11 protein-coding genes are annotated in these 13,818 nt (G+C 69.2%); 5 read left to right on the forward strand and 6 right to left on the reverse strand.

The window, feature by feature from the left end; translation table 11 throughout:
* Positions 1-77: 77 nt before the first annotated feature.
* The 4 genes from HKK74_RS38390 to HKK74_RS38405 are packed head-to-tail and all read right to left on the reverse strand — an operon-like array spanning position 78 to position 4,030.
* Entirely contained in the window at positions 78-2,330 is a 2,253-nt protein-coding gene (locus HKK74_RS38390; RefSeq protein ID WP_187248358.1) for a xanthine dehydrogenase family protein molybdopterin-binding subunit, read from the reverse strand.
* The gene (locus HKK74_RS38395; protein WP_187248359.1) at positions 2,327-2,800 is read right to left on the reverse strand and encodes a (2Fe-2S)-binding protein; all 474 of its coding nucleotides are present in this window, start codon (positions 2,798-2,800) and stop codon (positions 2,327-2,329) included. Before HKK74_RS38395 ends, HKK74_RS38390 begins: the two co-directional genes overlap by 4 nt.
* A complete protein-coding gene (locus tag HKK74_RS38400; protein ID WP_187248360.1) occupies positions 2,797-3,471 on the reverse strand; it encodes a GntR family transcriptional regulator in 675 nt (224 codons plus the stop codon). The genes HKK74_RS38395 and HKK74_RS38400 overlap by 4 nt, the downstream gene beginning before the upstream one ends.
* A 31-nt stretch (positions 3,472-3,502) precedes the next feature.
* Positions 3,503-4,030 carry a VOC family protein gene (locus HKK74_RS38405; RefSeq protein ID WP_187248361.1) on the reverse strand — a complete coding sequence of 176 codons (528 nt, stop codon included), beginning with the start codon at positions 4,028-4,030 and terminating at the stop codon, positions 3,503-3,505.
* A gap of 152 nt (positions 4,031-4,182) precedes the next feature.
* Here HKK74_RS38405 and HKK74_RS38410 point away from each other — a divergent pair, with 152 nt between their 5' ends.
* The gene (locus HKK74_RS38410; RefSeq protein WP_187248362.1) at positions 4,183-6,363 is read left to right on the forward strand and encodes an alpha-ketoacid dehydrogenase subunit alpha/beta; all 2,181 of its coding nucleotides are present in this window, start codon (positions 4,183-4,185) and stop codon (positions 6,361-6,363) included.
* A 37-nt stretch (positions 6,364-6,400) separates the two neighbouring features.
* On the opposite strand, the gene HKK74_RS38415 is transcribed toward HKK74_RS38410, so the two are convergent.
* A complete protein-coding gene (locus HKK74_RS38415) occupies positions 6,401-7,582 on the reverse strand; it encodes an RNA-guided endonuclease InsQ/TnpB family protein (RefSeq protein ID WP_187248363.1) in 1,182 nt (393 codons plus the stop codon).
* A gap of 140 nt (positions 7,583-7,722) precedes the next feature.
* On the opposite strand from HKK74_RS38415, the gene HKK74_RS38420 reads away from it, so the two are divergent.
* From HKK74_RS38420 to HKK74_RS38435, 4 genes are all read left to right on the forward strand, one after another.
* A complete protein-coding gene (locus tag HKK74_RS38420; RefSeq protein ID WP_222723253.1) occupies positions 7,723-8,988 on the forward strand; it encodes a 2-oxo acid dehydrogenase subunit E2 in 1,266 nt (421 codons plus the stop codon).
* Positions 8,989-9,324: 336 nt separating this feature from the next.
* Entirely contained in the window at positions 9,325-10,185 is an 861-nt protein-coding gene (locus HKK74_RS38425; protein ID WP_187248365.1) for a glycerophosphodiester phosphodiesterase, read from the forward strand.
* A 521-nt stretch (positions 10,186-10,706) separates the two neighbouring features.
* Positions 10,707-12,740 (forward strand): DNA/RNA non-specific endonuclease, encoded by a 2,034-nt coding sequence (locus HKK74_RS38430; protein ID WP_187248366.1) that lies wholly within the window; start codon positions 10,707-10,709, stop codon positions 12,738-12,740.
* A 122-nt stretch (positions 12,741-12,862) separates the two neighbouring features.
* A complete protein-coding gene (locus HKK74_RS38435) occupies positions 12,863-13,306 on the forward strand; it encodes an ankyrin repeat domain-containing protein (RefSeq protein ID WP_187248367.1) in 444 nt (147 codons plus the stop codon).
* 179 nt (positions 13,307-13,485) lie between these two features.
* Here HKK74_RS38435 and HKK74_RS39500 read toward each other — a convergent pair.
* Positions 13,486-13,818: HNH endonuclease signature motif containing protein (locus HKK74_RS39500; RefSeq protein ID WP_222723254.1), on the reverse strand; the 333-nt coding region annotated here is incomplete at its 5' end.

Here is a 13,818-nt window from a genome sequence, read left to right on the forward strand (position 1 = left end):
CAGCGCTTCCAGCATGACCATCCGATGTGGGGCGGGCTTGCCCGGCCACGGCGACGCCCAGGGCACGCTGGATGGGCTCAGGGGTCGGAGGCTTCGATCGCGGCGACGATCGCCTCGCTGGTGAGCGGTAGGTCCCGCACCCGGACGCCGATGGCCGCCGCGACCGCGTTCCCGATCGCCGCCGCCGTCGGGCCCTGGGCCGCTTCGCCCGCTCCCATCGGAGGTGTGCCCGGCTCCTCGACGAGCTCCACAGTGATCTCCGGCGTCTCGCTGAACCGGAGGATCGGATAGCTCTCCCAGGTATCGCTGGTGATTCTGCGCCGGTCGAACCGCACCCGTTCCTTCAGCGTCCAGCTCGCCGCTTGGACGGCGCCGCCTTCGATCTGGTTGCGCACGCCGTCCGGGTTCACGACCCCGCCGACGTCCACCGCGATGGTCAGGCGGCGAACCCGGACCTCCTGCTCCGCCGCCACCTCCGCGATCACCGCGCAGTACGCCCCTTTGCCCTTGTAACGGGCGAACCCGATCCCACGGCCGACGTCCTCCGCCACCGGCGTTCCCCAGCCGGCCACCGTGGCCGCCGTCTCGAGGACCTTCCTCCCGCGGGCGTCGCCGAGGTGCATCAGGCGGTACGCCAGCGGATCGATGCCGACGGACAGGGCGAGCTCGTCCATGAAGGACTCGATCGCGAACACGTTCATGAAGGCGCCGAGCGAGCGGAGCGCCGACGAGCGGATCGGTGTCTCCAGCAGCCGGTGGCCGGTCACCCGGCGGTCGGGGAAGTCGTAGATCGGCACCGCGTTGCGCATCGTACCGGCGCCGTTGGCGAGCGGCGGGTCGGCGGCCGCCGGCTGGCTCCAGGGATTCTCGAGGTACGCCCCGGCAAGCAGGCCGGGCACGCCGCGGTAGCCGGGGCGGCTCGTGTGCCCCTGGCTCCACACGTCGTACCGCCACGAGCGCACCGCGCCGGTCTCGTCGACGACCGCCTCGACGTCGGCGGACATCGCCGATCCGAAGGGCGACCAGGTGAGTTCGTCGCGTCGGCTCCACTGCACGTGTACGGGCCGGCCGGGTACGGCTCGGGCGAGCAGCACGGCGTCGAACGCGGCGTCGTCGGCGGCGTTGTGCCCGTAGCATCCGGCGTTCTCCGCGTGCTCGACCTCGACCTTGTCCGCGTCGAGGTCCAGGGCGAGCGCGATCGCGGCTCGCAGGTTGTGGATGCCCTGGCTGTGGCTCCAGACCGACAGGGTCCCGTCGTCGTTCCAGCGGGCCATCCCGCAGCTCGGCGCCATCGACGCGTGCGCGAGGAACGGCCGGCTGTAGCTCGCCCGCACTCTCCGACCTTGCGACGGCACCCCTTGCGGTGACGCCTCTTGCGGTGACGCCTCTTGCGGTGACGCCTCTTGCGGTGACGCCCCTTGCGGTGACACCCCTTGCGGCGCGGGCCCTTTTGGCGACGGCCCTTCCGGTGTCGTCTGCTCGCCGGCCGGCACCTCGACGGTCTCGTGCGGGCCGGCGCGCAGGAAGCCGCGCAGGTCGTCCTCGTCGGGCAGCCCGTCCCGCTCGTCCCAGGTCGTGGCGCCGGCCAGTGCCTCGACGGCACGCATCGCCTCGGCCTCGTCGGCGCAGACGACCCCGACGAACGAGCCGTCCCGCACCACCTCGACGTCCATGCCCTCGAGCCGGGACGCGTCCAGATGCCGCAGGCTCGCACCGGGCGAGGGCGGGCGCAGCACCCGCCCGAACAGCTGCCCGGGCAGGCGCAGGTCGTGGATGTACCGTGGCCGACCGGCGATCTTGTCGGGCAGGTCCAGGCGAGGAGAGCTCGTGCCGGCGAGCACCGGCCGGTCGCCGTGCGTGACGGGCACTTCGGGGTCGGCGGGCACGTCGAGATCCACGGCGTCGGCCAGGTCGCCGTACGACGTGCTCCGCTCACCGCTGCGGAGCCGTCCGTGCCGTACGGTGACCTCCTCGACGCCGACGCCCCAGCGCCGCGCCGCCGCAGCCACGAACCTGGCCCGCACCTGGGCGCAGGCCGCGCGTACGGCGGGGCCGGAGTGGACGATCGACATGCTCCCGGACGTCAGGCCCTCGTTGGGGCCGTACCGGGTGTTGGGCGGCAGCATCCGCACCTGGGCGAGGTCGACGCCCAGCTCGTCGGCGGCCACCTGGGCGAGTGCGGTGAGGATTCCCTGCCCGAGCTCGACCTTGCCCACGCGTACGCCGATGGTGCCGCCCGCGTCGACGGTGACCCAGCGCGACAGGATCGGGTTCGCCTCGAGGTCCTGGGGCAGCGGGTGCGCCCGCAATGTGTACTGTCCGGCCGTCATCCGGTCACCTCCGACGAGGCCGCCTTCAGGACCGCGCGTACGACGCGACGCTGGACGCCACAGCGGCACAGGTTGCGGTCGAGCGCCTCGATCACGGCCTGCTCATCGGGCGCCGGATTCCGGTCGAGCAGGGCGCTCGCGCTCACGAGGATCCCGGAGATGCAGTAGCCGCACTGTGCCGCCTGCTCGTCGAGGAACGCCTGCTGTACGCGGTGCAGCTCGTCGCCGGGTGCCAGCCCTTCGACGGTCACCACGGTCCGGCCTTCCGCCGACCAGATGGGCGTGTCACAGGACGCGACGACATGGCCGTCCATCTGGACGAAGCAGGCGCCGCAGAGGCCGACGCCGCAACCGAAGCGGGCACCCTTAAGATCGAGCTCATTGCGCAGGACGTGCAGAAGGGAGGTGTCCGGATCCGTCTCGACCCGGACCTTCCGGCCGTTGACCGTCAGCTCGAATGCCCGTCTCATGCTGTCGCCTCCGCGAAGACCTCGGGATGGTGGGCGAGCTCGATCCGGGTCCGCCTGATGTGCCCGCTGAGGCACCGTTCGGCGTCGATGGAGTCTCGCCGCTCGATGGCATCGAGGAGCAGCCGGTGCTCGGCGTTCACCACCCATCGCCGGGCCGGGCCGCTGAGGTGCATGAACGCGCGCCGGTAGTGCTGGGTGGAGTTCCACAGTCGGACGACCATCGAGGACAGCTGGTCGATGCCGCACCCGCTGTAGGTCAATAGATGGAGCTCCCGGTCGAGCGCGAGGAACTCACCGATGTCGGTGGTGCTCTCAATCTTTCGCTGGAGCTCTTGGAGCCGCCGGAAGTCGTCCTCGGTCAGGTGCGGAAGGCTCTCGGTCAGCGCCAGCGGCTCGAGCCGCTCGCGCATCTGGTAGATGACGTCCACCTCGTGCATGCCCAGCCGGGGTACGCGGGCGCCCTTGTGCCTGTGGTGCTCGGTGAGCCCTTCGGCCTCGAGAATGCGCAGGGCCTCGCGCACCGGCAGCCGGCTGGCGCCGAACCGTTCGGCGATGTCCTCCTGCCGGATCCGCTCCCCGGGCGCGATCTGCCCGCTCAGGATCGCCTCGCGCAGGTAGTCGGCCACGCGCTGGCTCGCCGCGTCGCCGTTGTTCCCGATCGCCGTTCCCATCCCCATCACCTGTCCTGGCATCAGCGACCTCTCACCCGCCGACCGGGGGCTTCGGGGCGAACACCTCGGCCTGCCGGTCGAAGGCCTTGCCGTTCGGGTAGGACACGAGCTCGAACTGCATGCCCCAGGGGGCGAGGAAGTACACCCAGCGCTGCCCCTCGCTCGGCCCTCGGCTGGCCGTCGGATCCCCCATGACCGTGACGCCCTGACCCTTCAGGTACTCCACCGCGGTGTCCATGTCATCGACGTACAGCGCGATGTGATGGCCGCCGACGTCGCTGTTCCTCGGCACGGTCATGTCCTGTTCCGGCGCGGAGTACTCGAAGACCTCGAAGACGGCCTGGCCGCCGCACCGGAAGAAGTGCAGCTCGCGCATCACCGCACGCGGATGGACGCCCAGGTGCTCGGACATCCAATCGTCGTCATGGCGGTACGGGCCGAGCGTGTACATGTACTCGCATCCCAGCACCTCCACCAGGAACGTCCGCGCCTCCTCGAGATCGGGCACCGTGAAGCCGATGTGGTCCACGCGGGTCAGTCCGGGGAGTCCGGTGGTCATCCTGCCCTCTTCCACTCCGCGAGCGATATTGGATCCAAACCATCGTAGCCCGCTCGGATGACAGCGGTCTATCGGGCATCTCACTAGATATTTGGATCCAATGTATGGCAGTCTGCGGTGGCATCACGATCGATCACTTGGGGAGTGCGTGCATGCCTCAGCACCACCGGCTCGACCCCGCGGCACCCTGGGTCGAGGTCGTCACCACCGACGCCGACTGGGACGCGGCCGATCCGGTCCTGCTCACGAGCATGCTCAGCCAGCTCGTCCTCATCCGGACCTTCGAGGAGTACGTCCTCGATCTCGCGCGGGCCGGGCTGGTCCACGGCCCGGCGCATTCGAGCATCGGGCAGGAGGGCGCCGCCGTCGGCTCGATCCTCCCCTTGACGAGTAAGGACACCGTCAACGGATCACACCGGGGTCACCACCAGTTCCTCGCGAAGGCTCTCGCCCACATCGAGCCCAAGGGGATCGATCCCACCCAGGAGTTCTCCGCCGAGGTACGGGCCGTACTGCTCAGGAGCCTCGCCGAGATCTGTGGCCTCGACCGCGGCTTCAGCCACGGGCGCGGCGGGTCCATGCACCTGCAGTGGAAGGAGGCCGGTGCGATCGGCACGAACGCCATCGTCGGCGGCGGGGTCCCGCTCGCCGCCGGCTCGGCGTGGGCGCACCGGCAGTCCGGCACTGACGCGGTCGCGGTCACCTACTTCGGCGACGGCGCGACCAACATCGGCTCGACGCTCGAGACGCTGAACCTGGCGTCCGCGTGGCGCCTGCCGCTGTGCTTCTTCATCGAGAACAACCGGTACGCCGTGTCGACCAACGTCGACGAGGCCACCGGGGAGCCCCGGCTCTCGGCGCGCGGGCCGGGCTTCGGGATCGCGAGCTGGAAGGTCGACGGCATGAATCCGCTCGCGGTGTTCCTCGCCATGAACGAGGCGCTCGCGCACATGCGCGCCGGCGAGGGGCCCGCCATGATCGAGGCGGACGTCTACCGCTACTTCCACCAGAACGGCCCCTTCCCCGGCAGCGCGTTCGGCTACCGCACCAAGGAGGAGGAGAAGCAGTGGCGCGACCGTGATCCGATCAAGCAGCTCTCCGGTCATCTCGTACGGCGCGCCATCCTCACCCGGGCCGAGATCGACGGGGCGACCGAACGTGCCACGACGCTGATGGCCGAGATCGGCGACGTACTGCTGGAACCGCTACCCGGCGGCGAACCCGGCCAGCGCCGGATCAGGCCGGACGAGTGGCCGGACCCGAGCTTCGTCGAAGTGGGAGTCCGTGGCGACCTCGGCGAGTTCTCCGGTGCCCGCTTCGCGGACCACGGCACGTTCGCGGGCGCCCTCGCCGAGCAGAAGTTCATCGACGCCGTGGCCGGCGTGATGGCCCGGCGGATGGCGACCGACGACACCATCGTCGTGATGGGCGAGGACGTGCACCGGCTCGCCGGCGGGACCAACGGTGCGACCCGCGGGCTCAAGCAGGCCCACCCCGATCGAGTCCTCGGCACCCCGATCAGCGAGAACGCGTTCAGCGGGCTCGGCGGCGGCATCGCGCTCGATGGCCGCTACAAGCCGGTGGTCGAGTTCATGTACGCCGACTTCATGTGGGTCGCGGCCGACCAGCTCTTCAACCAGATCGCCAAGGCCCGGCACATGTTCGGCGGCGACGGCGCCGTTCCGTTCGTACTCCGGAGCAAGGTCGCCATGGGCACCGGGTACGGCTCGCAGCACTCGATGGACCCCGCCGGGATCTTCGCGACCTCGGCGGGCTGGCGCATCGTCGCCCCGTCGACCCCGTTCGACTACGTGGGGCTGATGAACAGCGCGCTGCGATGCCAGGACCCGGTGGTCGTGCTCGAGCACGTCGATCTCTACGGGTCGACGGGACAGGGACCCGTGGACGACCTCGACTACTGCATCCCCGTCGGCAAGGCCGCCGTCCGCCGGGCCGGAACCCGGCTCACCGTCCTCTCCTACCTGGCGATGACCGGCTACGTCCTCGAAGCGGTCGAGTCGCTCGGCACCGTCGACGCCGAAGTGATCGACCTGCGCTGGCTCGACCGGGCGAGCATCGACTGGGACACGATCGGCGAGAGCATAAAGAAGACCAACAACGTGCTCATCGCCGAACAGGGCGCACTCGGCACGTCGTACGGCGGATGGCTGTCCGACGAGATCCAGCGCCGCTTCTTCGACTGGCTCGACCAGCCGGTGCAGCGCGTGACCGGCGGTGAGGCCTCGCCAAGCATCAGCAAGGTCCTCGAACGCGCGGCCATCGCCCGTACCGAGGAGGCGTCCGCCAAGCTCGATGAGATGAGCGGGTACTGACGTGACTCCTCCGCTCCCTGAAGGGAGCAGCTTCTCGCTAAGCCGCTTCCGCAGCCTCACGAAGGACAAGCCCTGCCCTGAGGATGTTGATGGCCGCGTTCACGTCGGCGTGTGCGGTGTGTCCGCACGCCGTACATCGGAAGGCGGCCTGGGATTGGCGGTTGTCTCTCGCGCAGTTCCCACAGCGCGAGCAGGTGCGGGAGGTGTTGCGGGGATCGACTGCGATCAACTCCCGACCGGCGCTTTCAGCCTTGCTCGCGAGGATTCGCAGGAACACCCCCCAACCCGCGTCAAGGATAGAACGGTTCAACCCAGTCTTGGCGGCGACGTTGCAGCCGGGCGCATCCAGGCTCCCGGAGGCCGACCGCGTCATATTCGAGATCTTCAGGTCTTCGTGCACGATTACGTCGTAACCGCCGACCAGCACGTTCGCGGTCTTGTGGGCGTGATCCAGGCGCCGACGGCGGATCTTGGCATGCGCAGCGGCGACCCGCGCAGCAGCCTTGCGACGCCGTCTGGAGCCTGGCTTGGTACGTGCCAGCGCCTGCTGCGCGGCGGCGAGACGGCCTGCCGCGGCGTGCAGGTGGCGCGGGTTGTCCACCTGCCAGCCGTCGCTGGTCGTCACCAGCGAGGCGACGCCCATGTCGATCCCGATAACCGCACCGGTCTGGGGCAGCGGCTCTGCGGGCACATCGTCACACGACAGGATCACATACCAACGGTTGGTCTCCCGCTTCACGCTGATCGTCTTCACCCTGCCACGCACGGCCCGGTGCCGGTGAACCCGCACATGCCCGACCCCCTGCAGACGAATCCGAGTAAGACGGTCGCAGGGGGTGGAGTCCCATCGGCAGCCGTCGCCGTCCTTGGGCCAGGTGACCGTGTCGAACCATCCCCGGCCCTTGAACCGCGGATACCCGGGCTTGCGCCCTGCCTTGACGCGGCGGAAGAACGCGGCGAACGCGATGTCCAAGCGACGCAGAGTGGCCTGCTGAGAGCTGAACGACCAATGGCCCTGGCCGCCGGGATCATCAGCGCGTATGTGTTTCAGCTCGGCCGACTGGTCGCCGTACCGCACGCTCACCCCCGCCCGCCGGTAAGCCTCCCGGCGATGCTCAAGCGCCGCGTTGTACAACTGCCGGTGCGCCTCAAGACATTGGCCGAGCGCGGCGGCCTGACGACAGGTGGGACGCAGCAGGAACTTGTATGTCCTACGCATGCCCACCACCTCGTCAACCCCGCAACGGCATGCCCAAGCTATCGGCAGACACCGACAAAACTGGAAGGGGGGAAGCGCGGATTCCCCCGGCCTGAAGGCCGGAGTATCTTCGCGCAAAACTGATGGCCAGGATCCTGCGCATGCCCGAAGTGGCGGCGAACGCGGTCGAGGCCGTACTGCAGAGCTGGCCGATCGCGGAGAACACCCCGTACGCGATGGGCGACGTGATCGCCACCGTCGAGACCGAGAAGGCCGTGGTCGACGTCGAGGCCGAGACCGGCGGCGTCATCCTGAAGACCCTGGTGGCCGAAGGCGCCGAGGTCCAGGTCGGCGCGCCCATCGCGCTCGTCGGCGAGCCGGACGAGAAGCCGGCGGACCTCGACGCGCTGCTCGCCGAACTCGGTCTCTCCCCCGCTGGTCCCGTCGTGGCGCCGAGCCCTCCGGAACCGCGACCGGCGACGAGCACTGCGGTGAGCGCTCCGGCCGCGTCGAGCAACGGTTCGGGCGGGCGCGTCTTCTCCAGTCCGCTGGCCCGCCGGCTGGCCAGAGAAGCGGGGCTCCCCGTCGAGAAGATCCCCGGGACAGGCCCGAACGGCCGGATCATCCGTAGGGACGTCGAAGCGGCGATCAAGACCCGAGACACCTCATCACAGGCCACGGTCCCGCCGGTCCGCCCCACCCCGGCGAGCAGGCCGGTGACCGTCCCGGCGGCCACGGCCGCCTCGCAGGCGTTCACCGACGTGCCCCATTCACGCATCCGCGCTGCCGTCGCCGCGCGGCTGACCGAGAGCAAGCAGACGACACCGCACTTCTACGTAAGTGGTACGGCGCGCGTCGGCAAGCTGCTCAAGCTGCGGCAGCGGCTGAACGACGGCGGCAACGTGAAGATCTCCGTGAACGACCTCGTGCTCAAGGCCGCCGCCCGAGCGCACACCCTCGTTCCGGCGATGAACGTCATCTGGACTCCGGACGCGGTCCGGTCGTTCTCCTCGGTCGACGTCTCGGTCGCGATAGCGACCGAGCGGGGCCTCGTGACACCGGTGCTGAGGTCCGCCGAGCGGATGACCATCTCGTCCGTGGCGACCGCGGTGAAGGACTACGCCGAGCGGGCGAAGACCGGCCGCCTCCGGCAGAGCGAGTTGGAGGGCGGCACCTTCAGCGTGACGAACCTGGGAATGTTCGGCACCGAGGAATTCGCCGCGATCATCAACCCCCCGCAATCGGCGATCCTCGCCGTCGGGGCCGTGCGTGAGGAGCCGGTCGTCAGGAACGGCAGGCTGAAGGCCGGAACGGTGATGCGGGTGACGCTCTCGGTCGACCACCGGCCGATCGACGGCGTGGTCGCCGCCGAATGGATGAGAGCCTTCCTCGCACTGCTCGAGGATCCCGTACAGATCCTGGCGTGACACGGGCCCCTCGAGCGATCGCGGGTGGGAGGCGGCTCTCTCAATGCCTCGCCTTTCACCGTCACACGGGGCCGGAGCCTCCCGTCACCGGGAAAGTCCGATTCCAGGGCCTGTCGCCGTTCGGTGTTCGCCCCCGAATGGCCACCCTGCGAGGCAGGGCAATTTGCATGGCACACGTTTCGGTGCGGTGGAGATCCATTCTGTAATACGTTTGGGCACTACGCGAGGTCGGGCCGGGCGTCACCACCCGTTCGGCTCCACGCGCGAGCATCAGTGATCGTTTGTCGGTGATCGTTCGGTCGGCCGGTCGGGGCCGTCCGCCATCGAGAGGGGACCATGCCTCGCACCGCGCACGCCCTCAGCGCCGTACTCGCCGTACTCGTGTCTCTTCTGGCCGCACTCGCGCTGGCCACGCCCGCCGTCGCCGCCGAGACGACCGTCGACGTCATCGCCCACCGCGGATCGTCCGGCGCCGCTCCGGAGAACACCCTCACCGCCGTCCGACTGGCCATCGCGCACAGGACCGACGTCGTCGAGAACGACATCCAGCGCACCCGAGACGGTGAGCTGGTGATCGTGCACGACACGACGCTCACCCGCACGACCGACGTCGAGCAGGTCTTCCCCGAGCGCGCTCCCTGGAACGTCCGCGACTTCACCCTCGCCGAGATCAAGCAACTCGACGCGGGTTCATGGTTCGCTCCCGAATTCGCGGGAGAGCGGGTGCCCACGCTCGCCGAGTGGGTCAACGCCGTCGGACGGCGGGCCGGCATGTTGCTGGAGCCGAAGTCGCCGGAGCTCTATCCCGGCATCGAGACCGACCTCGACAAGGAACTGCGTTCGCTGCCGGCGTTCAACCGCGCCCTCATGGCCGGCCGCGTCGTCGTCCAGTCCTTCGACCACGTGTGGCTTCGCGCCTACAAGGACCTCGCTCCGGACGTACCGGTCGGGTTGCTCTACAGCAACAAGCCGACCGAGGCGGCCATCGCCGCCGCGGCGACCTGGGCGCAGCAGGTCAACCCGTCGCTGGGCGCGATCGACCAGGCCACCGTTGAGCAGGTCCACGCGCACGACATGGAGATCCACGTGTGGACCGTCAACACTGGGACGGCCATGTACCGGGCGATCGACTGGCAGGTCGACGGCATCATCACCGACTACCCGCAGGTGCTGCGCGACATCCTCCGGCGCGGGTGAGCCGGTCTCCAGGTACGCCGGAACGGTCGCCATCGGAGATGGGCGGTCTCCGGATGCGACTTCGCCTCCCCTGACTACAGGGCGAGCTCCCCTGACTGCAGGGCAAGCGTGGCCATGTGGCCGGTCTTGTAGTTTCGCGGCACCCGTCCGCGGTACGGAGGCCGGCGTGCCGGGCGGCGATCTGCACATCTCGTAGGTCGACGGCCCATGCGGTCTCCGGCCGACAGTACCGCCGGGATTCCGCAGGGCGCAGGACGGTGGCGCCCGGTCCGCGCGGTCCCCTCAGGTCAAGCCCGCTTCATGGAAGCGGCACTTCAATGCCGACCCCGAGCATGGATTCGGTGGAACGGACCTTTTCCGGCGCGGAGGGAAGCGTTCACAGGAGATCTTTCCCTGGAGGCCGGAGGCTGGGCAAGGCCTGCTGAAAGCGCCGGAGTCAGCGGGAAGTGCGAAATGGACGCTCGCTGGAAGTCGTACTTCGCGGTCGCCGCGAACGATGGCGCCGGGGATGGGGAGAGGGCATGGAATCTGTTGGAATCGCACCTTCCGCCGTGCGGGATGCGGTCGCGGTCCGGGTGGCGGATCGGAGCGAACAGCGCCGCCAGAGGATCGGCGTTCTGCGGGAGCCAGGTGGGATCGCCCGAGCGGACGAACCACGTCGGGTGGCGACCCGCATCGACCGGCTGAGCCGCCACTATGCCGATGTGCGGCCGGTGAGCCCGGTGGCGATCGCCGCGGGGGACCCGGCGGCGGTGTCGGCGGCGGGTGCGGTGCTCGAGCGGGTCATCCAGACCAGTGATCTCCTCGGCGTGGGCTATCTGGAAGGTGGTGCGACGGCCGCTCGGGCGGTGGGCCGGATCAACATCCGCGACGAGCGGGGACACCTGGTGGGTTATGGCACGGGATCGCTGGTGTCACCGGAACTGCTCCTGACCAACCACCACGTCCTGACCGACGCCCGGACCGCCGAGCACAGCGGCATCGAGTTCGACTATCAGGACGGAGTCGACGGCCGGCCGCTGCCGCCGCGGGCATTCGCATTGGATCCAGAGCGATTCTTCCTCGCCGATCCCGAATTGGACATCGCGGTCGTGGCCGTGAAGGCGAGCCCGGCGGAGCTGACGCCCTTCGGGTTCAACCGGCTGGTGGCGAGCGAGGGCAAGACGATCGTCGGAGATTTCGTGACGATCATTCAGCATCCGCGTGGCGAGAAGAAACAGGTGGCTCTGCGGGAGAACCGGATAGTGGACGTCCTCGAGGCGTTCCTGCACTACGAGACCGACACAGAACCCGGGTCCTCGGGTTCCCCGGTCTTCAACGACCAGTGGGAGATCGTGGCGTTGCACCACGCCAGCGTCCCGGCACCGGAACACGGCGAGCTCGGAGGCATCGTCAACGAGGGGACCCGGGTCAGCCGGCTGCTCGCCTTCCTGCGCGGCCGAACGTTCCCTTCGACGCAGCAGACCCTCGTCGACCGGCTGTTCGCCGAGGGCACCGGTCCACCGGCCCATCGGCCGACCGGGCGTGACAGACCTTCCGCGGCCGGCGCGACGGCGCAGACCGTCACGCTGACGGTTCCGTTCGACATCCGGCTCCACTGCGACCCGGACGGCGCGAACGACGCGCACGACGCGCACGGCGGGGACGGCGCGGACGGCGCGGACGGGCCGGCGCCGACGCCGGAGGACATCCAGATCGATCCCGACTACGCCCGCCGGAAGGGCTATGACCCGGACTTCCTGTCCGCGGACCATCGCGTGCCCCTGCCCACGCTCCACCCGGATCTGGTGCCGCAGGCGGCGGTCAACCGCCTGGCGACCGGCAGTCCGGCCTTTGCACTGCCGTACCACCACTTCACTGTCGTGTTGAACAAGCAGAGGCGGCTGGCGTTCTTCACCGCGGTCAACATCGACGGCAACACCAGCGTCCGGCTCCGGCGGGAACGCGACCGCTGGTCCCTGGACCCGCGGGTCCCGGCCGACGAGCAGGTCGGTGAGGAGGTCTACCGCGACAATCCCCTCGACCGCGGTCACCTCGTCCGCCGGCTCGACCCCGCCTGGGGCGGCTCCCCCACGGTCGCCAAGCTCGCCAACGACGACACATTCCACTTCACCAACTGCACCCCGCAGCACGAGGACTTCAACCAGAACCAGACCACCTGGGCCGGGCTGGAGGACTACATCCTCGAGAACGCAGACAACCGGGACCTCAGGGTGAACGTCTTCACCGGCCCGGTTCTCGCGGCCGACGACGAGGAGTACAGGGGCGTACGGCTCCCCCGCCAGTTCTGGAAGGTCGCCGTGATGGTCAAACGCAGCGGCGACCTGTCCGCCACCGCCTACCTGCTCAGCCAGGACGAGCTCATCGACGGCCTGGAGTTCGCGCCCGGCGAGTTCTCCTACGGCGCCTACAAGACCTACCAGGTGTCCCTGCGGCGGATCGAGGACCTCACCCGCCTTTCATTCGGCACCCTCACCGACGCCGACCCCTTCACCCGTACCGAAGCGGTCATGACCGCCAAGGAGATCACCGATCCCCGCCAGCTCATCCTCTAACCCAACAGGCGCTCCATCACAGCGGCCGGCCCGCCGCGGTGCCGGAAATCGGGTTGCCCCCGCAAAGGAGGTTTCGGAAGGCTCGGCGGGTCAGTTCTTCCCTCGACGCCGAAGGCGAGACTTTGACCGACGCGCACGACGCGACCGGGAGTTCGGGCCCATGGAATCCGCACGCGCCCGGTGCCGCATTGTTCGACGCCATCGACCGCGATGACCTGGCCTCCGTTCGCGGACTGCTGTCGGAGGGATTCGACGTCAACGCGTTCGATCCACGCTGGCCGCCGCCCTTCGCCACCACCGCCCTGATCGCGGCGGCCTGCAGGGGGAACAGCGACATGGTGGCGTTGCTGCTCTCCCACGGCGCCGACGTCGACGGCCGGGACGGTGGTGGCGGAACCGCGCTGATCTGGGCCTGCAATGCGGAGAAGCTCGACTGCGCCCGCCTGCTCCTCGATGCCGGAGCCGATCCGAGCCTTCGCAACAATGACGGGTACACCGCCTACGGCCGGACTCCGTTGCGGAACAAGGAGCTGGTACGGCTGATCCGGGAACACGGCGGCACCTGACCGCCGGGCGCGAGCGACCGCGAGCCCCGCCGCGTCCGCGCTCGCATCGGCAGGAAGAGCCCGAGCATTCGGTTATTCAATGCCGGAGATGAACGCGGGCATCCCACAGCCCGGCGGGCCCGTAAATCAATCTCTAAGGACGGTGTGTGCGCCCTTTCGGATGGTGGCGGTGTCGTTGCTCACGGTCCTTCGGGTTGTCGATCGCCCTCTTGCGGCCGACTCGGCCGGCTTGACCTGCCTCGCCTGGTGTCGCTTTCGTGGTGTTTTGCGTCCCAGGGTGGGAGGCAGTGGATGGTGTAGCGGCCGTTGGCGTCCCGGATGGTGCACACCCTGTCCGGGTTGTCCTCGATCCACCGGTTGTGGAACCCGCACGCCGGGGCCAGCTTGTCGATGTCCGTCGGCGACCCGAGTTTCCATCCGTCGGTGTGGTGGATTTCGCAGAGTCCGGTGGGGATGTCGCATCCGTCCACGACGCAGGTGGCGTACAGGGCGCGGAGTACCTGGCGTTGCCG

The organism is Actinomadura alba (assembly GCF_014323705.1).
Classification (GTDB): domain Bacteria; phylum Actinomycetota; class Actinomycetes; order Streptosporangiales; family Streptosporangiaceae; genus Actinomadura_C; species Actinomadura_C alba.

Coding starts and splice junctions, on each gene's coding strand:
- HKK74_RS38390 (WP_187248358.1), bottom strand. CDS start 2,330: ATGACGGCCGGACAGTACACATTGCGGGCGCACCCGCTGCCCCAGGAC.
- HKK74_RS38395 (WP_187248359.1), bottom strand. CDS start 2,800: ATGAGACGGGCATTCGAGCTGACGGTCAACGGCCGGAAGGTCCGGGTC.
- HKK74_RS38400 (WP_187248360.1), bottom strand. CDS start 3,471: ATGGGAACGGCGATCGGGAACAACGGCGACGCGGCGAGCCAGCGCGTG.
- HKK74_RS38405 (WP_187248361.1), bottom strand. CDS start 4,030: ATGACCACCGGACTCCCCGGACTGACCCGCGTGGACCACATCGGCTTC.
- HKK74_RS38410 (WP_187248362.1), top strand. CDS start 4,183: ATGCCTCAGCACCACCGGCTCGACCCCGCGGCACCCTGGGTCGAGGTC.
- HKK74_RS38415 (WP_187248363.1), bottom strand. CDS start 7,582: ATGCGTAGGACATACAAGTTCCTGCTGCGTCCCACCTGTCGTCAGGCC.
- HKK74_RS38420 (WP_222723253.1), top strand. CDS start 7,723: ATGCCCGAAGTGGCGGCGAACGCGGTCGAGGCCGTACTGCAGAGCTGG.
- HKK74_RS38425 (WP_187248365.1), top strand. CDS start 9,325: ATGCCTCGCACCGCGCACGCCCTCAGCGCCGTACTCGCCGTACTCGTG.
- HKK74_RS38430 (WP_187248366.1), top strand. CDS start 10,707: ATGGAATCTGTTGGAATCGCACCTTCCGCCGTGCGGGATGCGGTCGCG.